Origin of the sequence: Sphingomonas sp. LR59, assembly GCF_036855945.1 — a bacterium.
In the GTDB taxonomy this organism is placed as follows: Bacteria; Pseudomonadota; Alphaproteobacteria; order Sphingomonadales; family Sphingomonadaceae; genus Sphingomonas.
The window spans coordinates 261,266-283,668 of the sequence record NZ_JASPFL010000001.1; the positions used below are offsets into that span (position 1 = coordinate 261,266).

General features: G+C 65.5%; 21 protein-coding genes, 1 tRNA gene and 5 pseudogenes. 19 read left to right on the plus strand and 8 right to left on the minus strand.

The window, feature by feature from the left end:
• Nucleotides 1-222: 222 nt before the first annotated feature.
• Nucleotides 223-1,866: a thiamine pyrophosphate-binding protein gene (locus QP164_RS01220; RefSeq protein WP_333921873.1), complete on the minus strand. Its 1,644-nt coding sequence runs from the start codon at nucleotides 1,864-1,866 to the stop codon at nucleotides 223-225.
• A gap of 91 nt (nucleotides 1,867-1,957) precedes the next feature.
• On the opposite strand from QP164_RS01220, the pseudogene QP164_RS01225 reads away from it, so the two are divergent.
• The 16 genes and pseudogenes from QP164_RS01225 (at nucleotide 1,958) to nadA (ending at nucleotide 14,515) form a co-directional block, all read left to right on the plus strand.
• A pseudogene (locus QP164_RS01225) lies at nucleotides 1,958-2,858 on the plus strand (SMP-30/gluconolactonase/LRE family protein).
• Nucleotides 2,859-3,129: 271 nt separating this feature from the next.
• Nucleotides 3,130-3,773, plus strand: a pseudogene (locus tag QP164_RS01230) (CoA transferase subunit A).
• Between the two features lie 209 nt (nucleotides 3,774-3,982).
• Nucleotides 3,983-4,728: pseudogene (locus QP164_RS01235) on the plus strand (HAD family acid phosphatase).
• Nucleotides 4,728-5,036, plus strand: a complete 309-nt coding sequence (locus tag QP164_RS01240) for a DUF5076 domain-containing protein (RefSeq protein ID WP_056047204.1) — start codon at nucleotides 4,728-4,730, stop codon at nucleotides 5,034-5,036. Before QP164_RS01235 ends, QP164_RS01240 begins: the two are co-directional and overlap by 1 nt.
• The gene (locus QP164_RS01245) at nucleotides 5,036-5,671 is read left to right on the plus strand and encodes a 3-oxoacid CoA-transferase subunit B (protein ID WP_333921874.1); all 636 of its coding nucleotides are present in this window, start codon (nucleotides 5,036-5,038) and stop codon (nucleotides 5,669-5,671) included. Before QP164_RS01240 ends, QP164_RS01245 begins: the two co-directional genes overlap by 1 nt.
• Complete coding sequence (locus QP164_RS01250) at nucleotides 5,671-6,354, plus strand: glutathione S-transferase family protein (protein WP_333921875.1); 684 nt, start codon at nucleotides 5,671-5,673, stop codon at nucleotides 6,352-6,354. The genes QP164_RS01245 and QP164_RS01250 overlap by 1 nt, the downstream gene beginning before the upstream one ends.
• Nucleotides 6,321-7,235, plus strand: coding sequence for an alpha/beta hydrolase (locus tag QP164_RS01255; protein WP_333921876.1), 915 nt, complete (start codon nucleotides 6,321-6,323; stop codon nucleotides 7,233-7,235). Before QP164_RS01250 ends, QP164_RS01255 begins: the two co-directional genes overlap by 34 nt.
• 156 nt (nucleotides 7,236-7,391) lie before the next feature.
• Nucleotides 7,392-8,828 (plus strand): 3-isopropylmalate dehydratase large subunit, encoded by a 1,437-nt coding sequence (gene leuC / locus QP164_RS01260; protein WP_443027405.1) that lies wholly within the window; start codon nucleotides 7,392-7,394, stop codon nucleotides 8,826-8,828.
• A gap of 97 nt (nucleotides 8,829-8,925) precedes the next feature.
• A complete protein-coding gene (gene leuD / locus QP164_RS01265) occupies nucleotides 8,926-9,555 on the plus strand; it encodes a 3-isopropylmalate dehydratase small subunit (protein ID WP_093399659.1) in 630 nt (209 codons plus the stop codon).
• A complete protein-coding gene (locus QP164_RS01270; RefSeq protein ID WP_333921877.1) occupies nucleotides 9,518-10,516 on the plus strand; it encodes an NADPH:quinone oxidoreductase family protein in 999 nt (332 codons plus the stop codon). The genes leuD and QP164_RS01270 overlap by 38 nt, the downstream gene beginning before the upstream one ends.
• A 92-nt stretch (nucleotides 10,517-10,608) precedes the next feature.
• Nucleotides 10,609-10,929 (plus strand): annotated as a pseudogene (locus tag QP164_RS01275) (DUF1476 domain-containing protein); the annotation flags it as partial.
• Between the two features lie 4 nt (nucleotides 10,930-10,933).
• Nucleotides 10,934-11,164 (plus strand): BolA family protein, encoded by a 231-nt coding sequence (locus tag QP164_RS01280; protein WP_056420018.1) that lies wholly within the window; start codon nucleotides 10,934-10,936, stop codon nucleotides 11,162-11,164.
• Between the two features lie 22 nt (nucleotides 11,165-11,186).
• Nucleotides 11,187-11,510 carry a Grx4 family monothiol glutaredoxin gene (gene grxD, locus QP164_RS01285; RefSeq protein ID WP_132739603.1) on the plus strand — a complete coding sequence of 108 codons (324 nt, stop codon included), beginning with the start codon at nucleotides 11,187-11,189 and terminating at the stop codon, nucleotides 11,508-11,510.
• Nucleotides 11,511-11,937: 427 nt separating this feature from the next.
• Entirely contained in the window at nucleotides 11,938-12,795 is an 858-nt protein-coding gene (locus QP164_RS01290) for an MBL fold metallo-hydrolase (protein ID WP_333921878.1), read from the plus strand.
• Entirely contained in the window at nucleotides 12,777-13,502 is a 726-nt protein-coding gene (locus QP164_RS01295; RefSeq protein ID WP_132897721.1) for a DUF4230 domain-containing protein, read from the plus strand. Before QP164_RS01290 ends, QP164_RS01295 begins: the two co-directional genes overlap by 19 nt.
• Nucleotides 13,503-13,531: 29 nt before the next feature.
• Nucleotides 13,532-14,515 (plus strand): quinolinate synthase NadA, encoded by a 984-nt coding sequence (gene nadA, locus QP164_RS01300; protein WP_056420006.1) that lies wholly within the window; start codon nucleotides 13,532-13,534, stop codon nucleotides 14,513-14,515.
• A gap of 62 nt (nucleotides 14,516-14,577) precedes the next feature.
• Here nadA and QP164_RS01305 read toward each other — a convergent pair whose 3' ends face one another.
• A complete protein-coding gene (locus QP164_RS01305; protein ID WP_279388898.1) occupies nucleotides 14,578-14,712 on the minus strand; it encodes a hypothetical protein in 135 nt (44 codons plus the stop codon).
• 314 nt (nucleotides 14,713-15,026) lie between these two features.
• On the opposite strand from QP164_RS01305, the pseudogene nadC reads away from it, so the two are divergent.
• Together nadC and QP164_RS01315 are read left to right on the plus strand one after the other, a co-directional pair.
• Nucleotides 15,027-15,742 (plus strand): annotated as a pseudogene (gene nadC / locus QP164_RS01310) (carboxylating nicotinate-nucleotide diphosphorylase).
• 216 nt (nucleotides 15,743-15,958) lie between these two features.
• Entirely contained in the window at nucleotides 15,959-16,690 is a 732-nt protein-coding gene (locus QP164_RS01315) for a ribonuclease T2 family protein (RefSeq protein ID WP_333921879.1), read from the plus strand.
• Between the two features lie 29 nt (nucleotides 16,691-16,719).
• Here QP164_RS01315 and QP164_RS01320 read toward each other — a convergent pair whose 3' ends face one another.
• The 5 genes from QP164_RS01320 to rpsA all read right to left on the minus strand — a co-directional run bounded on the left by QP164_RS01320 (nucleotide 16,720) and on the right by rpsA (nucleotide 20,944).
• Nucleotides 16,720-17,145 (minus strand): DUF4112 domain-containing protein, encoded by a 426-nt coding sequence (locus QP164_RS01320; RefSeq protein WP_132897725.1) that lies wholly within the window; start codon nucleotides 17,143-17,145, stop codon nucleotides 16,720-16,722.
• 5 nt (nucleotides 17,146-17,150) lie between these two features.
• Complete coding sequence (locus QP164_RS01325) at nucleotides 17,151-18,581, minus strand: ABC transporter substrate-binding protein (RefSeq protein WP_243693415.1); 1,431 nt, start codon at nucleotides 18,579-18,581, stop codon at nucleotides 17,151-17,153.
• 29 nt (nucleotides 18,582-18,610) lie between these two features.
• Nucleotides 18,611-18,693 (minus strand) — tRNA-Leu (locus QP164_RS01330).
• Nucleotides 18,694-18,787: 94 nt separating this feature from the next.
• Entirely contained in the window at nucleotides 18,788-19,066 is a 279-nt protein-coding gene (gene ihfB / locus QP164_RS01335) for an integration host factor subunit beta (RefSeq protein ID WP_132738987.1), read from the minus strand.
• Nucleotides 19,067-19,225: 159 nt separating this feature from the next.
• Complete coding sequence (gene rpsA / locus QP164_RS01340; protein WP_056060414.1) at nucleotides 19,226-20,944, minus strand: 30S ribosomal protein S1; 1,719 nt, start codon at nucleotides 20,942-20,944, stop codon at nucleotides 19,226-19,228.
• 277 nt (nucleotides 20,945-21,221) lie between these two features.
• On the opposite strand from rpsA, the gene QP164_RS01345 reads away from it, so the two are divergent.
• Nucleotides 21,222-21,479 (plus strand): SemiSWEET family transporter, encoded by a 258-nt coding sequence (locus QP164_RS01345; protein ID WP_056486791.1) that lies wholly within the window; start codon nucleotides 21,222-21,224, stop codon nucleotides 21,477-21,479.
• Nucleotides 21,480-21,764: 285 nt separating this feature from the next.
• On the opposite strand, the gene cmk is transcribed toward QP164_RS01345, so the two are convergent.
• Nucleotides 21,765-22,403, minus strand: coding sequence for a (d)CMP kinase (gene cmk, locus QP164_RS01350; RefSeq protein ID WP_333921880.1), 639 nt, complete (start codon nucleotides 22,401-22,403; stop codon nucleotides 21,765-21,767).

Genomic DNA, 22,403 nt, shown 5'->3' on the forward strand with positions numbered 1-22,403 from the left:
TTAGCTGCCCTGGCTCCTGGACCCCCGCCTTCGCGGGGGAACAGAGCCTGCACTGATGGGTCACCCCCTACAATTACCTCCACCCCGGCGAAGGCCGGGGCCCAGTTGGCACGTCCGGAGTAACGGAGGGCGGTGCGTCGTTACTGCCGTCCCCCAACTGGGCCCCGGCATTCGCCGGGGTGGTGCTCGTGTCGAGCGTTCGGCATCACTTTTGGATACAGCTCAGCCCCCGCGCACCTTCGCCAATGTAGTCCCCGCGGTAATCGCCTCGATATCCGTCACCAGATGCAGCATCCGCACCCCGCCGCGTCCCATCGCCCGGTCCAGCGTCTCGGCAAAGTCCTCCGTCCGCGTCACCGTCTCAGCCCAACACCCATAAGCCTGCCCCAGCGCGGCAAAGTCCGGGTTGCGCAGTGCCGTCCCAGACACCCGCCCCGGATACTCCCGCTCCTGATGCATCCGGATCGTCCCGTACCCGCCGTTATCCACGACCAGCACCAGCATGTCCGCACCGTGCGCCACCGCAGTCGCCAACTCCTGCCCGTTCATCAGGAAACACCCGTCGCCCGCGAGCGCCACGACGGTTCGCTCCGGATGCCGCAACGACGCAGCAACCGCCGCCGGCACCCCATACCCCATCGCCCCGGCGGTCGGCGCAAGCTGCGTACCCGGCCCAGCATACGCCCAATACCGATGCCACCACCCCGAATAATTCCCCGCGCCGTTACAGATAATCGCATCCGCCGGCAGCCGCTCACGCATCGCCGCCACGCACGGCCCCAAGTCCATCGCCAGATCCCGCGGCGCCGGCGTCGACCACGCCAGCCACTCCGCATGCGCCTCCGACCCGGCAGTCCGCGGCGGCAGGTCGACCGCCAGCAAAGCCTCCGCAAACTCCGCCATCCCCGCACACACCGCCACATCCGCGCGGTACGCTCGGTGCAGCTCATCCGGATCGGGATGCACATGGATCAGCCGCTGCCCCGGATGATCGGGCGTGATCAGCGCATAGCCATCGGTTGTCGCCTCCCCCAGCCGCGGTCCGACGACCAGCAGCAGATCCGCCGCCTTAACCCGCTCGACCAGCTTCGGATTGGGCCCATACCCAAGGTTCCCCGCCCATACCGGACAGTCGTTCGGAACAGCATCCTGCCGCCGAAACGCCGCCGCTACCGGAATGCCGTTACGATCCGCCCAGGTCGCGAACGCCCCCGACGCGGCCACATCCCAGCCCGCACCGCCAACAATCGCCACCGGCCGCTCGGCGGTCGTGAGCAGATCGGCGAGCAGGTCCATCGTATCGGCGTCGCAGCCCTGCGCCACTCGCTCGACCCGCGGCCGATCGACCGCGTCGACAACATCCAGCAGCATGTCCTCAGGCAACGCCAGCACCACCGGCCCAGGCCGCCCCGACATCGCCGTCGCATAGGCGCGCGCGACATATTCCGGAATCCGCCGCGCATCGTCGATCCGTGCCGCCCATTTCGCGATGGGTGCGAACATTGCCTGGAAATCGATCTCCTGGAACGCCTCGCGGTCGCGCGTGCCGCGGTCGATGTCGCCTACGAAGAGGATCATCGGCTGCGAATCCTGCATCGCCACATGCACGCCGATCGACGCGTTGGTCGCGCCCGGCCCCCGCGTCACGAACGCCACCCCCGGCCGATGCGTCAGCGTCCCGTCCGCGCACGCCATGAACCCGACGCCGCCCTCCTGCCGACACACCACAAGATCTATCGCCGGCGTATCGTGCAACGCATCGAGCACCGCGAGGAAGCTCTCCCCCGGCACGGTGAAGATCCGGTCGCAGCCCTGTGCGACGAGTTGGTCGACCAGGATGCGGCCGCCGGTGCGTGGTGTGATCATCGGCGCATCCTGCCGTCCGTTGCGCGCGAAGTCGAGACGCGGTTACGCTGGCGTCGAAGCCGGGACCAACCCGACTCGCCCGGAGAGGATCATGACAGACTTCACCACCGTCGCCGACGGCTTGCGCTTTCCCGAAGGCCCGGTGGCGATGCCCGACGGCAGCGTCATCCTCGTCGAGATCGAGGCGGGCCGCATCACCTGCGTCGCTCCCGACGGTACCAAGTCGACCGTAGCCGAACCCGGCGGTGGCCCCAACGGCCTCGCGATCGGCCCCGACGGCAAGCTGTATTGCTGCAACAATGGTGGCTTCGCCTGGCGCGAGGCGAACGGCTTCCTCACCCCGCACGGCCAGCCGGACGACTATTCCGGCGGCCGTATCGAGCGGATCGACATCGCCACCGGCGCGGTCGAGATCCTCTACAGGGACGGCGATTTCGGCTGCTCGCTACGCGGACCCAACGACATTGTCTTCGATCTCGCACGGCGGCTTCTGGTTCACCGACCACGGCAAGACGCGCGACCGCGCACGCGACATCACCGGCATCTTCTATGCGAAGGCCGACGGCAGCCACCTCGAGGAAGTGATCTTCCCGAGCGAAAACCCCAACGGCATCGGCCTCTCGCCCGACCGCAAGACGTTGTACGCGGCGGAAACCTACACCTGCCGCCTGATGGCGTTCGATATCATCGCGCCCGGCAAGGTCGCCAGCGCCTCGGGCACGCCGCTGTACCGCCCGGCCGGCTACAAGTTCTTCGACTCGCTGGGAATCGAGGCCGGCGGCAACATCTGCGTCGCCACGATCGGCGAATGCGGGATCAGCGTGATCTCGCCCGCCGGAGCGCTGGTCGAGTTCGTTGCGACCGACGACGTGTTCACCACCAACATCTGCTGGGGCGGTGCGGACGGCATGGACGCGTACATCACCTGCTCGGGCAGCGGCCGGCTGGTGAAGACCCGGTGGAAGCGGCCGGGCCTGAAGCTGGCGTATTGAAACTCCCGTATCCTCCCCCGCCAGGGGGGTACCGAAGGTGACGGAGGGGGAGGACACGCAACAGAGGTTTCGCTTCCCTCCCCCTCCGTCTGGCAAGAGCCAGCCACCTCCCCCTGGCGGGGGAGGATCGTAAGATGTCCACCTAGTCTACGTTGCCGACCGACCGCAGGCACTTTAAGCGAGGCCGAAGACCTTAGGAGGATGCATGGCGAACAAGCGCTACACCGACGCGGCGGCGGCACTCGAAGGCGTGCTGTTCGACGGCATGACGATCTGCGCGGGCGGGTTTGGGCTGTGTGGTATCCCAGAGCGGCTGATCGACGCGATCGAGGCGTCCGGCGTGAAGGACCTGACGATCGCCAGCAACAATGCCGGGATCGACGGGCAGGGCCTCGGCAAACTGCTCCGCTCGCGCCAGGTCAAGAAGATGATCTCGTCCTATGTCGGCGAGAACAAGGAATTCGAGCGGCAGTATCTGAGCGGCGAACTCGAGGTCGAGTTCTGTCCGCAGGGCACGCTCGCCGAACGCTGCCGGGCAGGGGAGCGGGCATTCCCGGCTTCTACACCAAGACCGGCGTCGGCACGCAGGTCGCCGAGGGCAAGGAAACGAAGGTCTTCGACGGCCAGGAATACATCCTCGAACGCGGCATCCGCGCCGATCTCGCGATCATCAAGGGCTGGAAGGCGGACGAAAGCGGCAACCTCATCTTCCGCAAGACCGCGCGCAACTTCAACCAGCCGATGGCGACCGCGGGCAAGATCTGCGTCGCCGAGGTCGAGGAGATCGTCCCCGTCGGCAGCCTCGACCCGGACACGATCCACCTGCCGGGCATCTACGTGAAGCGGATGATCGTCGGCGCGCCCTACGACAAACAGATCGAATTCCGCACCGTCCGCGAGCGGGTTTCCGCGTGAAGCAAGGCGTGATGGTTGATCGTAAACGCTCCCCGTTCTCCTGCGAACGCAGGAGCCCGGGGTCACGAGCGCTGCGGGTGGTAGCCTGGACCCCTGCGTTCGCAGGGGCACTGACGCTCCAGGGCTGCGTCAGCGTGTCCGCGCCGACCTCGATTGCATCCACGCCGGCGATCTCCGCACCCGTCACCGTCGATGGCGTCCCCGCCGGCATGCAGTATCTCTACGCGTCGGGCGAAGCCGCAGCGGTCAGCATCCAGGCCTGGAACGCGCTCGTCGGCTATGTCCGCGCGCAACGCATGCCGACCTCCGTCGTCCTCGCCCAAGGCGCCTCGCTTGCCGCCCCCACCTGGACCCCCTGCGGCACCAAGCCCAAAGCTGCGGTGTTCGACGTCGACGAGACAATCCTCCTCAACCTCGGTTTCGAATACGACGCGTCCTCCGGCCAGCCCTGGTCCGATCCCCGCTGGCAGGACTGGGAGCGCACCGGCGTCAAGCAGGTCGCCCCCGTCCCCGGCGCGCTCAATGCGCTCACCCAACTCCGCGCGATGGGCGTCACCGTGATCTTCAACACCAACCGCTCCGCCGCCAACGCCGCACAGACCGAGGCCACGATCGAAGCCGCCGGCCTCGGCCCAGCCCGCCACGGCGAGACGCTGTTCCTCGCCGGCGACGACGCGATGGGCTCGAAGAAGGACGGCCGCCGCGCGACGATCGCGGCGAAATACTGCGTCGTCGCGATGGGCGGCGACCAGCTCGGCGACTTCAGCGACCTGTTCAACGCCGGCCAGACCCCGCCGCGCGTCGCGCAACAGTCCAGTCGCCCGCGATCGCAGCAAAATGGGGGGCAGGGTGGTTCGTCCTCCCCAACCCCGTCTACGGCACCGCGCTCAAGGGCAACCGCGACGAGGTATTCCCGCCAGCAGTCCGCTGGGCCCCGACTGGAGGCGTACGCTGATGGCCGACCATCCCAACGCGATCGCGCTCGACAAGGGCGCGCAACTCACCAGTGAATCGGTCGAGGTCGCGCGCATCTGGATCACCAACGGCGCTGGCAGCAACGTGCTGATCGACGCGGGTATCCTCGAGGATCCGACCGTGTTCGGTTACCTCCTCGCCGACACGATCCGCCACGCCGCGCGCGCCTATGCGGGCACCTGGGGGCTCGACGAGGACGCCGCGTTGCAGGCGATCGTCGACGGCGTCGGCACCGAGCTCCGCGAACAATTTACGACCATCACCACCATCCAGGAAGGAATGCACTGATGCCCTGGGACCGTAACCAGATGGCCGCGCGCGCGGCGCAGGAACTGAAGGACGGCTATTACGTCAATCTCGGCATCGGTATCCCGACGCTGGTCGCGAACAACATCCCCGAGGGGATGACCGTCACGCTCCAGTCGGAGAACGGCATGCTCGGGATCGGGCCTTTTCCCTATGCGGGCGAGGAGGACGCCGACCTGATCAACGCCGGCAAGCAGACGATCAGCGAACTCCCCTCGTCGGTGTATTTCAGCTCGTCGGACAGCTTCGCGATGATCCGCGGCGGCCATATCGACCTGACGGTGCTGGGCGCGATGGAGGTCAGCGAGGACGGCGACATCGCCAACTGGATGATCCCCGGCAAGATGATCAAGGGCATGGGCGGCGCGATGGATCTCGTTGCGGGCGTCAAGCAGATCATCGTCGTGATGGACCACACCGCCAAGGACGGCACGCCGAAGTTCATCCCGTCGTGCACGCTGCCGCTGACCGGCAAGAACGTCGTCGACATGATCGTCACCGACCTGGCCGTGTTCCGGCGCCCCGATCACGACAGGCCGTTCAAGCTGGTCGAGATGGCGCCGGGCGTCACCGCGGACGAGGTCGCCGCGAAGACCACCGCGCGCTACACCGCCTGATGGGTTACACCCTCGTCACCGCGAACCGCAATTACTCGAGCTGGTCGCTGCGGCCCTGGGTCCTGATGAAGGCGCTCGGCATTGCGTTCGAGGACCGGATCGAGCCGTTCCTGGCGCCTGTCAACTACGAGGCGTTCCGCGCCTTCTCGCCGACCGGGCAAGTGCCGGTGCTGATCGACGGCGAGCGAACCGTGTGGGATTCGCTCGGCATCGTCCTCTACCTCGCCGAGCGTCACGACGGCGTCTGGCCGGTCGATGCCGAGGCACGCGCGTGGGCGATCTGCGCGACCGCCGAAATGCATGGCGGGTTCTCCGCGCTCCGCAACGAGCGCACGATGAACGTCGGCGTCCGAGTCGATGCTGCGCCCGGCAGCGACGCGCTCGACCGCGATGTCGCGCGGATTACCGAACTCTGGAGCGAGGGACTCGACCGGTTAGGCGGCCCGTGGCTCGCTGGTGCCGAGTTCACCGCCGTGGACGCGTTCTATGCACCGGTGGGGTTTCGCGTCCGGACCTACGGGATCGACGTCGGCCCGGCAGGTCTCGCCTGGGTCGAGCGGATCATCGCGCACCCGGCGATGCGCGAATGGGAAGCGACCGCGCTCGCCGAGACATGGCGCGAGGAAAGCCACGAGGCCGACCTCGCGACATGCGGATCGATCACCGCGGATTTCCGCCGCTGATGCGCCGCGCTGCGATCGTCATAGCGCTGATCGTGATCCTGATCGCGGGCGCGGCGTTCACGGCAGGCCCCGGCACGCTTAGCGTCCTCGACGGCGTGATGGGCGGCGGACGCGGCACCGCGCGCATCCGCGAAGGCGTCCCGTTCGGCACGCACGGGCAGAAGCTCGACGTCTGGCGCCCGTCCGGTGGCGCCAAGACCGGCCTGCCGGTGCTGATCTTCTGGTACGGCGGCGGCTGGGTCCACGGCTCGCGCGGCGCCTATGCGTTCGCCGCCCGCGCCTATGCGAAGGCGGGCTACGTCGTCGTCATGCCCGACTATCGCAAAGTGCCCGACGTCCGCTTCCCCGCCTTCCTCCAGGACGGCGCCGAAGCGGTGAAATGGACCCGCGACCACATCGCAGAGGCCGGCGGTGACCCCAACCGGATCGCCGTCGCCGGCCATTCCGCGGGCGCCTACACCGTCGCGATGCTGACGCTCGACGAGCGCTGGCTGAAGGCGGAGGGCGTCGACCCCCACATCGTCAAGGCCGCGGTCGGCCTGTGCGGGCCGTACGACTTCTACCCCTTCACCGCCAAGCGCGCGATCGACGCGATGCAGGGCGCCGCCGACCCGGTGATGACCCAGCCGATCCACTTCGCGCGGCCGGACGCCCCGCCGATGCTGCTGATCACGGCCGGCGACGACACGCAGGTAAAGCCGCACAACGCGATCAACCTCACCGCACGGCTGAAGGCACTCGGCGCGCCAGTGACGCACATCGATTACCCCGGATTGAGCCACGAGAACGTCGCGATGGCGCTCTCGAAGCCGTTCCGCGGGAAAGCGCCGGTGCTCGCCGACAGCGTCGCATTCCTGAACAAAGCGATGCCCCCGCGGTAATCCATCGTGTTTCCCCGCGGAGGCGGGGACCCAGTCTGGGCTCCCGCCTCCGCGGGAGAATAAACTTCCTTCGAACGTGTCCCTGCCTCTTCCGAACGACCGAAAATTACATACAACCTTGGCGCAGCATCCCTTTTCGGTTACCGCGCCCCCATCATGGCCACTCCGCAAACGCTGTACGAAAAGATCTGGGCGGCGCATGTCGTCGAACGCCGCGACGATGGCACCTGCCTGATCTATATCGACCGCCACCTCGTCCACGAAGTCACCAGTCCGCAGGCCTTTGAAGGTCTTCGCGTGGCAGGCCGCAAGGTGCGCCGCCCCGACCTGACGCTGGCCGTCCCGGATCACAATTTGCCGACCACCGCGCGCAAAGACGCCGCCGGCCGCGTCCTGCCGATCGCCGACCCGGAAAGCGCGCAGCAGCTCGACGCGCTCCGCCGCAACACCACCGAGTTCGGCATCGACTATATCGACGCGACCGCCGCCGAGCAGGGCATCGTCCACGTCGTCGGCCCCGAGCAGGGCTTCACGCTGCCCGGTACCACCCTCGTCTGCGGCGACAGCCACACGTCGGCGCACGGCGCACTCGGCGCACTTGCGTTCGGGATCGGCACCAGCGAAGTCGAGCACGTCCTCGCCACGCAGACCTTACTGTTGTCGCAGGCCAAGACGATGGAAGTCCGCGTCGACGGCGAACTCGGCTTCGGCGTCAGCCCGAAGGACGTCATCCTCGCGATCATCGGCAAGATCGGCGCGGCGGGCGGCACCGGCCACGTCATCGAATTCACCGGCAGCGTCATCCGCGCGATGTCGATCGAGGGGCGCCTGACGATCGCCAACATGTCGATCGAGGCGGGCGCGCGTGCCGGCCTGATCGCGCCCGACGACACGACCTTCGCGTACCTCAAGGGCCGCCCGATGGCCCCGACCGGGGAGAACTGGGACAAGGCCGTCACTTGGTGGCGCAGCCTCGCGACCGATCCCGGCGCGCGTTACGACAAGTCCGTCACGCTCGACGCTGCCGATATCGCGCCCGGCCTCACTTGGGGTACCAGCCCCGAGGACGTCGTCCCGATCACCGGTTTCGTCCCCGAACCGTCGAGCTTCGCCGATCCCGCCAAGCAGGCCGCCGCGCAGAAGTCGCTCGATTACATGGGCCTCACCGCCGGCACGGCGATGCGCGACGTCACGATCCAGCACGTCTTCATCGGCAGCTGCACCAACAGCCGTATCGAAGACCTCCGCGCCGCCGCGGCGATCGCCGACGGTCGCCATGTCGCGACCGGCGTCCGCGCGCTCGTCGTCCCCGGCTCGGGCTTGGTGAAGCGCCAGGCCGAAGCCGAGGGGCTCGACCGGATCTTCATCACCGCGGGTTTCGAATGGCGCGAGCCAGGGTGTTCGATGTGTCTCGCGATGAACCCGGACAAAGTCCCTGCGGGGGAGCGTTGCGCTTCCACGTCGAACCGTAATTTCGTCGGCAGACAGGGTCCCGGAGCGCGCACGCATCTGGTATCACCCGCGATGGCGGCAGCGGCGGCGGTTACCGGTAAGCTGAGCGACGTCAGAGAGTTGATGGGGGAAAGAGCATGAAGAAGGTATTCGTATTGCTGGCGGCTGGGGCAATGCTCAGCGGCGTAGCGGCCTATGTCGCATCGGCACGTGTGGTTCCGGAGCGCACGGAACAGCGATGACCCCCGTCACGACCGTCTCGGGCCGCGCCTATCCCTGGGGCGCGAAGAACATCGACACCGACGTCATCATCCCGGCGCATTGGCTGAAGACGATCACGCGCACCGGTCTCGGCCGCGGCGCGTTCGAGACGGTCCGCGCGCAACCCGGCAACATCTTCGACGACCCGCGCTATGCAGGCTCGCCGATCCTCATTGCCGGCGATAATTTCGGCTGCGGTTCCAGCCGCGAGCATGCCGCGTGGGCGCTCGCCGACATGGGCATCACCGCGGTGATCGCGCCGAGCTTCTCCGACATCTTCTCAGGGAACGCGTTCAAGAACGGCATCGTCCCCGTCGTGCTGCCCCAGGAGGCGATCGATCGTTTGCTGGAGGTCGCCAAGGACCAGATCGTCACCGTCGATCTCGAGACGATGACAGTCACCACCCCGTTCCAGGATCGCTTCACGTTCGAACTCGACGCATTCCGTCGCCAGTGTCTCATGGAAGGGCTGGACGAAGTCGGCCTGACGCTGGCAAGGGATACCCAGATTTCGAAATTCGAGGAGGCGGTCGCATCGAATCGCCCCTGGACGACGGTGGAGAGCGGGTATGCGAGCATTGGTGTCGAAGGCAGTCGGCGGACCTGAAACTCTGGAAATGGTCGCGCTGCCCGATCTGGTAGCCGGCCCCGGACAGGTCGTCGTCGCGGTCAAGGCCTGCGCGATCAACTTCCCCGACGTCCTGATCATCGAGGACAAATACCAGTTCAAGCCACAGCGTCCGTTCGCACCGGGCGGCGAGATCGCCGGCACGATCGATTCGATCGGCGAAGGCGTCACCGGCTGGGAAGTCGGTGACCGTGTGATCGCGATGCTCGGTCACGGCGGCCTGTGCGAGAAGGTTATCGCCGACCCCGCCAAGCTCTACCGCCTTCCCGAAGGCCGCAGCTTCGCCGAGGGTGCCTCGCTGATCCTCACCTACGGCACGACGATCCACGCGCTGCTCGACCGCGGCCATATCAAGGCCGGGCAGACTTTGCTCGTGCTCGGCGCGGCCGGCGGGGTAGGGCTCGCCGCGATCGAACTCGGCAAGGCGTTCGGCGCAAAGGTCGTCGCCGCGGTCTCGTCAGAGGAGAAGGCCGCCGCCGCCAAGTCCGCGGGTGCCGATGAAACGCTGATCTACGCCCGCGCTCCGTTCGACAAGGACCAGTCGAAGGCGCTCGCCGAACAGTTCAAGGCCGCGGTCGGCCGCGACGGCGCGCACGTGATCTACGATCCGGTCGGCGGCGACTATGCCGAGCCCGCGCTCCGCTCGATCGCGTGGGAGGGCAAGTATCTCGTCGTCGGTTTCCCCGCCGGTATCCCGCGTCTGCCGCTCAATCTGACTTTGCTCAAAAGCTGCGACGTATGCGGCGTATTCTGGGGCGCGTTTGCCGCGCGCGATCCGAAGGCCAACCAAGCGCACATCGAAACGCTTTTCGCCTTGTGGGCGGAAGGCAAGATCGCGCCGCGCGTGACCGAAACATTCGCGTTCGAGGATGGCGGCAAGGCGATCGCGAAGATGGCCGCGCGCGGCGCGATCGGCAAGCTGGTGGTCGAGGTCGGCTGACCGCAACCCGCCGAAGCAGCGGTGATTATTGCGCGCGGGCGGTCGCCGACCTATCTCAGGCCGGTGTACGAGACTGAACGGGGACCTGCGAAATGACCACATTCGACGATCGCGAACGCGCCAGCGAGGCGAATTTCGCGCGCGAAGAGGAAATGGCGTTCCGCATCACCGCGCGTCGCAATCGCCTGCTTGGCGGCTGGGCCGCGCACGAGATGAAGCTGACCCCCGAAGAAACCGATGCGTATGCGACCGCGCTGGTCCATGCCGACATGGAGGGCGGCGGCGATGACGACGTCGTCCGCAAACTGGTCGGCGATCTGACCGCGGCCGGGCTCGACCATGACGAGGCGACCGTCCGCCGCGCTCTCGCGCAGCAGATGATCGAGGCCCGTCGCCAGCTGTTGGAGGCGCAACAACATGCCGATGGCTGCCGACGATATCGCGACGATGATCCGCGACGCGATCCCCGATGCGCAGGTCGAGATCACCGATCTCGCCGGTGACGGCGATCATTATGCCGCAAAGGTCGTCGCGCCGAGTTTCGCTGGCATGAGCCGCGTGAAGCAGCACCAGGCGGTCTATGCCGCACTCGGTGGCCGCATGGGCGGCGTGCTGCACGCGCTTCAGCTTACCACCGCAATTTCCTGAGGACCCAGAGATGACCCAAGATATGACCGACGACACCAACGCCCGCATCGACGCAGTGGTCAAAGCCAGCCCCGTCGTTTTGTTCATGAAGGGCAGCCCGCTGTTCCCGCAGTGCGGCTTCTCCAGCCGCGCGATCGCGATCCTCAACCATCTCGAAGTCGAGTTCGAGAGCGTCGACGTGTTGCAGGACCAGGGCATCCGCCAGGGCATCAAGGCCTATTCGGATTGGCCGACGATTCCGCAGCTGTACGTCGATGGCGAGTTCGTCGGCGGCTCGGACATCATGATGGAAATGTACGAGAGCGGCGAACTGGCAGAACTGTTCGTGAAGCAGAAGGCCGGCTGAGGCGCGCGCCGCTTTGCGTATCCTTCAACCTACACTGACAAACGTCGCCCCAGCGAAAGCTGGGGTATCAACATGAGGCGGGCGACATCGGCATCGATGGAGACCCCAGCATTCGCTGGGGTGACGGACTTGCGTCGCAATCAGCCGCCAGCACCATGTTCGACTGTCCATGATTGGAAATGTCACCGGGGCGGGTGGATCGACGCGAGACCGGACGGTAGCGGTCGATCCACCCTGCTTGAACGCTGCGGCGTTCGGTGACGTGGCAGACGATGCAGTGCGTATGCCAAACGCGATTTATCGCGGATTTGTGCGACATTTGTTAGTTAATGCCCGGACGCGCCGCTGCCGAGCTGTAAAAAACGGCGACACATCCACCTGACTAGAGGATCTTGTCATCGCCGACAATCACGGCCATCTCGGTCCCATGGCTGAGCATCCGACCGGTATCCCGATCCAGCTTGAGCCTCTCGTCATCCGCGTGCTCGCGCCGAATCCGTCGCCCTACACCTACACAGGCACGCAGACGCACGTCGTCGGCACGACCGATCTGGCGGTGATCGATCCCGGTCCCGACGATCCCGCGCATGTCGCCGCGCTGATCCACGCGATCGACGGTCGTCCGGTTACCGCGATCGTCGTCACGCACCATCACCGCGATCACAGTCCTGCGACGCGGCCGTTACAGGCAATCACCGGCGCGCCGATCGTCGGGGCGGCGCCGTTCGCTCTCGATGACGCGAGTGCGCGGGCGGATGCATCGTTCGACGCGGACTATGCGCCCGATCGCGTGCTCGTCGAAGGCGATACGATCACCGGCGACGGCTGGACGCTGGCGGCGATCGCGACACCCGGCCATACCTCGAGCCATCTTGCCTTCGCTTTGCCCGAGACCAACGCGCTGTTCTCAGGCGATCACGTCATGGGCTGGTCGACGACGATCGTCTCGCCGCCCGATGGCGATATGGCGGCGTACATGGCGAGCCTCGAAAAGCTGATGGGTCGCGACGACCGTGTCTATTATCCCGGCCACGGCGAAGCGATCGACAAGCCGCAGCGGCTGGTGCGCGGCATGCTTGGCCACCGCAAGCAACGCGAGGGGCAGATCCTGCGGCTGTTGCGCGCCGCGCCGCAACCGATCGGGCGGATCGTCACGCAAATGTATGTCGGGCTCGACGCGCGGCTCGTTCCCGCCGCCGAGCGTTCGGTGCTGGCGCATCTCTACGACTTGCAAAACCGGGGCTTGGTGATCGAGGAAGGCGAAACATGGCAGATCAAAAATTGACCGAACCGCGGCAGGGCGCTGGGATTGGCGGTTTCCTCGCCAAGGCGGCGGGCTTCGTCGTCATCCTCGTGCTTGCCGGGTTGCTCGCGCTGTGGGGCGTGCAGCGGTATGTCAGCGACCGCCTGACCCCCGATCCGACGACGATCGCCAGCGCCAGTCTGGAAGGCCTGCGCGAGCAGAACCGCCTCTCCGCGTTCGCCGCGCGCTATGTCGCGGTCGTGACCTCGAAACAGTCGCAGCTCGGCTTCACCACCGAGAAGACGCTGATCATGCCCGGCATGGTGCGGTACGAGGTCGACATGGGCAAGCTGACGCAGGCCGATGTCGCGTGGGACGGTACCAGCAAGACGCTGTCCGTGCGCCTGCCCGCGGTCGAGGCGGATGGCCCGCAGGTCGATCTCAACGCGGTCCGCGAATATGGCTCGGGCGGCGTCCTGACCACCTTCACCGACGCCGAGAAGAACCTCGATGCCGCCAATCGCCGCGCTGGCCAGATCGAACTTATTCGGCAAGCCCGCGAACCCGCGATGATCAAGCTTGCGCGCGACGCCACGCGCCGTGCCGTGGAACGCAGTTTCGCGATGCCGCTGCGCGCCGCAGGGATCGACGCGACCGTCGCGGTGCGCTTCGCCGACGAACCGATCGCGACCACCGAACGCTGGGACACCTCGCGCTCGTTGCAGGACGTGCTAGGGAATCGTCGCTAGAAGACGGGCGCTAAACTCGGGATACGACCATGGAATTGAACCAGAACTTCGCCGGCATCGACATTCGCGCCGAGATCGAGCGCCTCCGCAAGGAGAAGAACGCGGTCATCCTCGCGCATTATTACCAGAAGCCCGAGCTTCAGGATCTCGCCGATTTCGTCGGCGACAGCCTCGATCTGTCGCGCAAGGCCGCCGCCACCGATGCCGACGTCATCGCGTTCTGCGGCGTGCGGTTCATGGCCGAGACCGCCAAGATCCTGTCGCCCGACAAGATCGTCGTGCTGCCCGACATGGACGCCGGCTGCAGCCTGGAGGACAGCTGCCCGCCCGAACAGTTCGCGGCCTTCCGCGCGAAGCACCCCGATCACATTGCGCTGACCTACATCAACTGCTCGACCGAGGTGAAGGCGCTCTCCGACATCATTGTGACCTCGTCGTCGGCGGACACGATCCTCGCGCAGATCCCGCCCGAGCAGAAGATCATCTTCGGCCCCGACCGCAATCTCGGCGGCTATCTCGCGCGGAAGACCGGTCGCGACATGCTGCTCTGGCCAGGCGTGTGCATCGTCCACGAGGCATTCAGCGAGACCGAGCTGATGAAGCTCAAGGCGCAGCATCCCGGCGCGCCGGTCGTCGCGCATCCCGAATGCCCGCCGATCATCCTCGATCATGCCGATTACGTCGGCTCTACGCGCGGCATCCTTGATTACGCGTTGGCGATGCCCGGCGACACGCTGATCGTCGCGACCGAGCCGCACATCATCCACCAGATGGAAAAGGCGTTGCCGAACAAGCGGTTCATCGGCGCACCCGGCGCGGACGGCAATTGCAACTGCAACATCTGCCCGTACATGGCGCTTAACACGCTGGAAAAGCTCTACGTCGCGCTGCGCGACTTAAGCCCACGGATCGAGATCGAAGAAGGGCTTCGCCTTCAGGCCAAGAAGAGCCTGGATCGGATGCTGGAGATGGCGTCGAACACGGTAGGGAAAGGCGACCTGGGCCCTAAATAACGACCGTGCACGCCGGATAAACGAGCCGGGCGGGCCTCAACCCGTCCGACCGTGCCTCTAATTCAGGCCGGAACGACGTCCAGGCTGAGTTGGGACAGCGCCTGATCGATGTGGATGGCCGCCAGCGGCATTTGCAGGGCATCCGCCAATGCGAGGGCCTCATCGAGCAAAGCGTTCAAGCGTGCGACATCGGCCATCGTTTTCGTAGGCATTGTTAGATCCTTGAGTAACAGTCCTGCAACTCGCCAATCAGCCGTTTGTTCCCAGCATCGTCAAAAAATTATTCCGAGTCATCCGTCGGCGGTATCTGCTGGTCCACATCATCGCTTTTTGGCAATCGAGCCGGCATCGCCGGTCGGTAATATTTGGGAGAATCTACGTGAACGCAGCATTGCCCGAATCGTTCGATATCGACGGGTTCGTCGCCGCGACCCTGGCGGAGGACCTTGGCACGATTGGGGACATCACCTCCGCCGCCGTCATTCCTGCCGATGCCCGCTTTACCGGTGTGATGGATAGTCGCGATCCCATCGTCGTGGCGGGTTTGGCGCTCGCCGAAGCGTTTTTCCGGGCGCTCGATCCCAGCGTACATATCGAACGTCTCGTGCAGGACGGCGAATCGGTCGCGGCCGACACCGATCTGCTTCGTCTCGAGGGTGCAGGCCGAGCCTTGCTGACGGCAGAGCGATCGGCGCTCAACACCGTCCAGCATCTGTCGGGAATCGCGACGATGACGCGTCGCTATGTCGACGCCATCGCGGGAACAGGCGCTATCCTGCTCGACACGCGGAAAACAATCCCGGGACTGCGCGTGCTGGAGAAATATGCGACCCGCATGGGGGCGCGCAAAACCATCGCATGGGGCTGTGGGACGCAGCGATGATCAAGGACAACCATGTCGCGGTTGCCGGCGGCGTGAGCGAAGCGGTGCGACGCGCCAAGACGGCAGGGATCGCGCATATCATCGTCGAGGTCGATCGGATCGACCAGATCGAACCCGCGCTCGCGGCGGGTGCGACGCACCTGTTGCTCGACAATATGGCGCCAGCGATGTTGCGCACGGCGGTGACGTTGGTCGACGGGCGGGTGCCGACCGAAGCCTCGGGCGGCGTCGCCCTGGATACGATCCGCGCAATCGCGGAAACCGGCGTCACCTATGTCTCGGTCGGCCGCTTGACGCAGTCCGCACCGGCGGCGGATATAGGGCTCGATTTCACGACAACATGACGCCTCATCCGCGTGGCTACGCATGCGTGACGCGACACCGGGCAGGGGGCCGAGACAATGAACAGATCGCCATCGATATTCTGGCCCGATCAGCGGCGGCCCGATCAGCGGCGTTTCGCGGAGAAGGGCCTACTGGCGCCGATTATGTCCGCGATCGGTCGGTCGGGTCGGGCCGTAACTATCAGTGCCGATTCGACCTCACGGGCATCGATGCCTGTGTCCGGTCTACGGCGCGGATTGGCTGGAACGAGCCTCGTAGCCGCGGCGCTCGCATTGCCGGTCGCGGCGCAAGCTCAGACCTATCAATGCTCGGCGCCGTCATCGGTCGAGCGTGTTCGTCCCGATCTACCGTCGGACAGCCAGCCGAAACGCGATATTCCGATCGGCAGCTATACGCTGGCGATCACATGGGCACCGCAATATTGTCGCGACAACGGCAGTCGCACGGGCTCGACATTTCAGTGCGCGGCGGGAAATCGGTTCGGCTTTACGCTGCACGGGCTGTGGCCCGATGGCATCGGCAAGGACTGGCCGCAATATTGTCATGACGCGGAATTCGTACCGCCTCCGGTGATCAAGGCGCATCTCTGTACGACACCTTCCGCACAACTGCTTCAGCACGAATGGGCCAAGCACGGCACCTGTATGCCGGGGTACCGTCCCGCCAAATACTTCGCCCAATCGGCTGCACTCTATGGCAAACTGAAATTCCCCAACATGGACGCCTTGTCGCGAACGTCACTGACGGCGGGGCGGTTCGCGGCGGCGATGGCCAGCGCCAACCCAGGCCTGAAGGCCGACATGATGCGTGTAACCGCGACAAAGCAGGGGTGGCTGGACGAGGTCTGGATCTGCCTCGATCGGCGTTTTCGCTACCGCCGCTGCCCGGTGCATCAGGGTGGTCTGGCGGTAGGTGCCCCGCTCGAGATCTGGCGAGGCTCTCGCTAGCCGCCGCCGCACCGCGATCGACGGCGCCGTCAGATTTCGAGCGTCGCCGTCGACGGATGGTGCTTGTCGAGATGCTTCTTGATGATCCGCAGGTTGCGCGTGTTCGAGCGGAAGAAGAAATCGGGGATCGCGCCGACGAACGGGATCATGCCTAGCGCCCAGTCGACCCCGACATTGCCGAACATCCGCGCCATCTGAATTTTCGACATGCCGATGTTGCGGGCCTCCCACGCCATCCACGCGCCGACCGCGGCGGCGATCGTGCTGCCCACGAACGGGATGATGTCGAGGATCACGTCCATGCCGACTTTGCGGTTGGTGCCGGGAATCGTGACCAGCCCCTCCATCACGCGCTCCATGGCCTCGACACGACGGCGAACCGACAAGGCGTCGCGTCCCATCGGAAGCGTATCGAGGATCGATCCAGGAGCTATGCGCGTCGGGCGTTGGGTCATGGCTGTCAGTTGGTGTCGGCGCGCAATCGGTTCAACGGGTGCCAGGCTCGCGTATTGGGCTGCCATTGTCGTAACCGGGTCGATACGAGCGACCATCGCAGCGGCCGCGCGAGCGGGATGAAGGCGACGTCGGCGTTCATCGCGACATCCGCGGCGGCGATCCGCTGCGCCCTCTCCGCGAGCGTCGGCGCCTCGCGCGCTGCGGTGATCGCCGCCTGCGCGGTCTCGCCACATACGACGCAGGCCGTTGCCAGATACCAGCGCGCGCTATCATAGGGCGCGACCGCATCGACCAGCATCAGGTCGGCGTCGCTACCCAGCGCGACGCGGTACGGCGTGATCCCGACTGCGATCAGCGAGGCCGCCACCTGCGCATACAATAATGTCGCGCCAGGCCCGTTCGGGAGGGCGATTCGCAACGTCACCGGTCCGCCACCCCATCCAGCAACCCGCTGCCGCGCGGCAACACGACGCTCGTCCTGCGTCAGCAGCGTCCAGGCGGGCACCTGGGGCAGCGCGGCCGAATCAAGGATATCGGGAAGAATACGATCGGCCGCGTCCCAGGCTGGAGCGATCGCCGTCGTCAGCGCGGTGCGATCGATCGCTTCCGCCACGGCCTCGCGGTTCGCGGCATCTGCAAGAAACCCATCGCGGCGAATGATGGCCAGTCCGAAGAGTCCGGCGGCAGGGTCGACGCGGATGGTGGCGGGCGATATCTCGGTGGTCGCGAGCAGGGGCCAGTCGACGAAGCTGCCACCGCTGACGAGGTCCGAGTCCCGATGGGCGAACCGCGCAATCGCCCGTGCCGCCCGTTCGCCGATCAGCCGGACATCTTCTTCGGGCTTGGTCACCCGCTGGTCTTCGGGATCGGCCTGGTTGGGATCGAAGGCCGGGCGCAGCAACGGCGCGCGCCCGCGTCCGTGCGGCGCAACCCGAAACGGTCCGCTCCCGCCGGACGGCGTCAGCCGCAGCAAACCAAGCTCGGGTTGCGCGAACAGCTTCAACAGATCGGGACGCGGGCGGCCGAGTCGCACTTCGATAACCTGCGGCGTCATCGCGACGATCTCGTCGATCGCGGTCAGAAAGGGTGCCAGCGGATTGCGCGAACCGGGTGCGATCTGACGGTTCAGAATGGTTACGACCTGATCCGCCGTCACCGGCGTGCCATCGCCCCAATCGCCCTCCCGCAGGCGAAAGATGTAGCTCATGCCACCGTCGATCACGATCCAGCGTTCCGCGAGGCCAGGCTCGATCTGTCCAGCGGCGTCGAACCGGACGAGGCCCTGTGCGGTCGAGTCGATCAGCAACCGGCTTGGCGTGTCGACCGGTGCACGGCGGGCATCGACGATGTGAGGTGGGGGCCCGATCGCGCTGACGATCACCGCGCCGGTATCGGGGCGACGTCGCTCGCACCCCGTCAGCGTCGCGGCAAGCACGACGCAGGTCGTTAAAAGAAGGGCCGCGCTGGTGCGGACGGCGGGACTCGAACCCGCATTCCTAGGGAGGAGATTTTAAGTCTCCTGCGTCTACCGGTTTCGCCACGTCCGCACACGCCCCCAACAAGACGACGCCGTCCGCCGGGTCAACCCATCGCAGGGACAAACACGGCCGATCGGCGCCAGATCCTGAAATTTATGCGGGGTCACACGTTCAGGCGTGCGCGCATTTCCTTGCCCGGCTTGAAATACGGAACGCGTTTCGCATCGACCTCGACGACTTCGCCGGTACGCGGATTTCGGCCGGTTCGGGCATCGCGGGCGCGCGTTGAAAACGCACCGAAACCGCGCAGCTCGACCCGTCCGTCCGCTGCAAGGCGTTTCGAAATCTCGTCAAAAAACGTGCTGACGATAAGCTCGACTTCGTTCGGTTGCAGGTCCGGATGCGCCTCGGCGATCTTGAGGACCAGTTCAGATCGAATCATTCGTTTTCCCGCTCATATGGCAGTTCCGCTAATTGATGTAAGTCAACTTGCGAAGCGTTAGCACTAATCTGAGCGTAGTCAAAACCAAAGTGAGATAGTCAATAAAAAGCCCGGCATGTACGAGACATGCCGGGCCAATTTATCGTTAAGTCGTGAGACTTACTTCTTCTCGGCGTCCGTGCGAGCCTTGAGAGCCTCGCCCAGGATGTTGCCGAGGGTCGCGCCGGAATCCGACGAACCGTACTGCGCAACAGCCTGCTTCTCTTCCGAGATCTGCATAGCCTTGATCGAGAAGGTCGGCTTCTTCGAGCGATCGAAGCCGGTGACCATCGCGTCGAACTTCTGGCCGACCTGGAAACGCTCCGGACGCTGCTCGTCGCGATCGCGACCCAGATCCGTGCGCTTGATGAAGCCGGTCGCACCATCGTCGCCCTGCTGCACTTCGAGACCCGCGTCGCGGACTTCGAGAACGGTCACGGTAACGATCGCGTTCTTGTTCAGCTTGTCGCCTGCTGCTGCGATGCCGCCGGCCGATGGCCCGCCGCGCTCGAGCTGCTTCATGCCGAGCGAGATACGCTCCTTCTCGGCGTCGATGTCGAGCACGACGGCCTCGACGGTCTCACCCTTGCGATGCAGGTTGAGCGCGTCCTCGCCCGAAACACCCCATGCGATGTCGGACATGTGGACCATGCCATCGACGTCGTTGTCGAGGCCGATGAACAGGCCGAACTCGGTCGCGTTCTTGACTTCGCCTTCGACGGTCGAACCGATCGGATGAGCGGCAGCGAAGGCCTCCCAGGGATTGGCCTGAGCCTGCTTGAGGCCGAGCGAGATGCGACGCTTCTCGGAATCGACTTCGAGGACCATGACGTCGACTTCCTGCGAGGTCGACACGATCTTGCCCGGATGGACGTTCTTCTTGGTCCAGGACATTTCCGACACGTGGACGAGGCCTTCGATGCCCGCTTCCAGCTCGACGAACGCACCATATTCGGTGATGTTCGTGACGCGGCCGGTGAGCTTCGCGCCGACCGGGTACTTGACCATCGCGCCATCCCAGGGATCGCTCTCCAGCTGCTTCATGCCGAGGCTGATGCGCTGGGTGTCCTTGTTGATGCGGATGATCTGCACCTTGACGGTGTCGCCGATGTTCAGGACTTCGCTCGGGTGACCGACGCGCTTGTAGCTGAGATCGGTGACGTGCAGCAGGCCATCGATGCCGCCGAGATCAACGAACGCACCGTAATCGGTGATGTTCTTGACGACGCCGTCGATGATCTGGCCCTCGGCCAGGCTGAGGATCAGGCCCGAACGCTGCTCTGCGCGCGTCTCTTCGAGAACGGCACGACGCGACACGACGATGTTGCCGCGCTTGCGGTCCATCTTCAGGATCTGGAACGGCTGGGGGATATCCATCAACGGGGTGACATCGCGCACGGGGCGGATATCGACCTGCGAACCGGGCAGGAATGCGACGGCGCCGTTCAGGTCGACGGTGAAGCCACCCTTCACGCGGCCGAAGATCACGCCTTCGACGCGGGTCGTCTTGGAGAATTCGGTTTCCAGCTTGTCCCATGCGGCTTCGCGACGGGCGCGATCGCGGCTGAGCATCGCTTCGCCGTGGACGTTCTCGACGCGGTCGACATAGACTTCGACTTCGTCGCCGACCTTAAGGTCAGCCTTCTGGCCCGGCGCTGCGAATTCGCGAAGCGGCACGCGGCCTTCCGACTTAAGACCGACGTCGATGACGGCCATGTCGTTCTCGATGCCGGTCACGGTGCCATGCACCACGCGGCCCTCGAAGCTGTCGGCGTCGCCGAGCGTTTCGTTCAGCATCGCCGCGAAATCGTCGCGGGTCGGCATTACCTGGGTTGCCATAGAATTCAGTAATCCTAGTCTGTTTCCGGCCAAGCGGTTGGGTCCGCTGGTCTTGGCCTTCGTTGCCGCGACGACCGAACGCCGGCGCAGCATCCGGACGGCACGAAGGCTGCGGAGGACGTAGACGCTGAATGCGAAAACGGCGCGTGAGACTCGAGGGTCTCCGCGCCTTCCTCCACGAGCATCGCCCGCCGGACGCTTCCGTATAGCCGAAACCCCGTCTCGGAGCAAGTTCGCCGCTGCTTCGTTAAGGGCCGCTCACAACAGGAGCGAAGATTTGAACGAACGCGGCATTCTCGTGCTGGGCTGGGTCGCCACCGTGACGGCGATCGTGATGTACCTGTCGTACATCGACCAGATCATGCTGAACCTCGCGGGTCAGAAAGGATCGGTGGTCCAGCCGTTCGCGACGATGGTGAATTGCGCGTTATGGGTGGGGTACGGGTTTCTGAAGGACAAGCGGGACTGGCCGATCGTCGTGGCGAATTTTCCTGGGGTGGTGTTCGGGGCGGTGGCGCTGGTTACTGCGCTTTAGGGCGCGTGGGTCACATCGCTGTGAGCGGGCGGGGCTAGGGGATATAACGCGCGACGCCCCCGCTTCCTTGTTCTCCCGCGAAGGCGGGAGCCCAGTCTGGGTCCCCGCCTTCGCGGGGAAACAATATTGGGTCGCGGTAGCTACCCCAACAGAGCAACCACCCCGGCGAAGGCCGGGGCCCAATTGGGGGACGGTACTAACTGAGGATCGCGCTTCGTTGCCGCGGACGTTCCAATTGGGCCCCGGCCTTCGCCGGGGTGGTTGCCGCTGAGGACAGGGTAGAGACTAAACCGAAGCCGCCCTCTTCGCCCGTTGCGCCTCCACCAACGCAACAGCCCGCTGCACCGAAGCCTCAATCGACAGAAAACTAGTATCCAGCAACGCAGCATCCGCCGCCATCACCAGCGGCGCAGTCGACCGCCCACTATCCCGAGCATCCCGAGCCCGAATATCGGCCAGCACGCGATCCTTGCTCGCAGTCCCACCCCGAGCCTGCAACTCGGCATGCCGCCGCTGCGCGCGAATATTCGGCGTGGCCTTCACGAACAGCTTGGCATCCGCATCCGGCGCGATCACCGTTCCGATGTCGCGCCCGTCGAGGATCGCGCCACCCTCCTGCGCCGCAAACCGCTTCTGCCGGTGCAGCAATGCCGCCCGCACCAGCGGATGCGCCGACACCACCGACGCCAGCGCGCCGATATCGTCGTCGCGCAACGCAGGGTCGCTCAACAGCGCATCGCTGAAATCGCACGCCGCGACCGCGTCCGCCTCGGTCTCCGGATCGAGCCCCATCCGCGCCACGCTCAACGCTACCGCGCGGTAGAGCAGCCCGGTATCGAGATACGGCAACCCATAATGCTTGGCCAAGGCGCGCGCGATCGTACCCTTGCCCGATGCCGCCGGACCGTCGACTGCGATGATCAT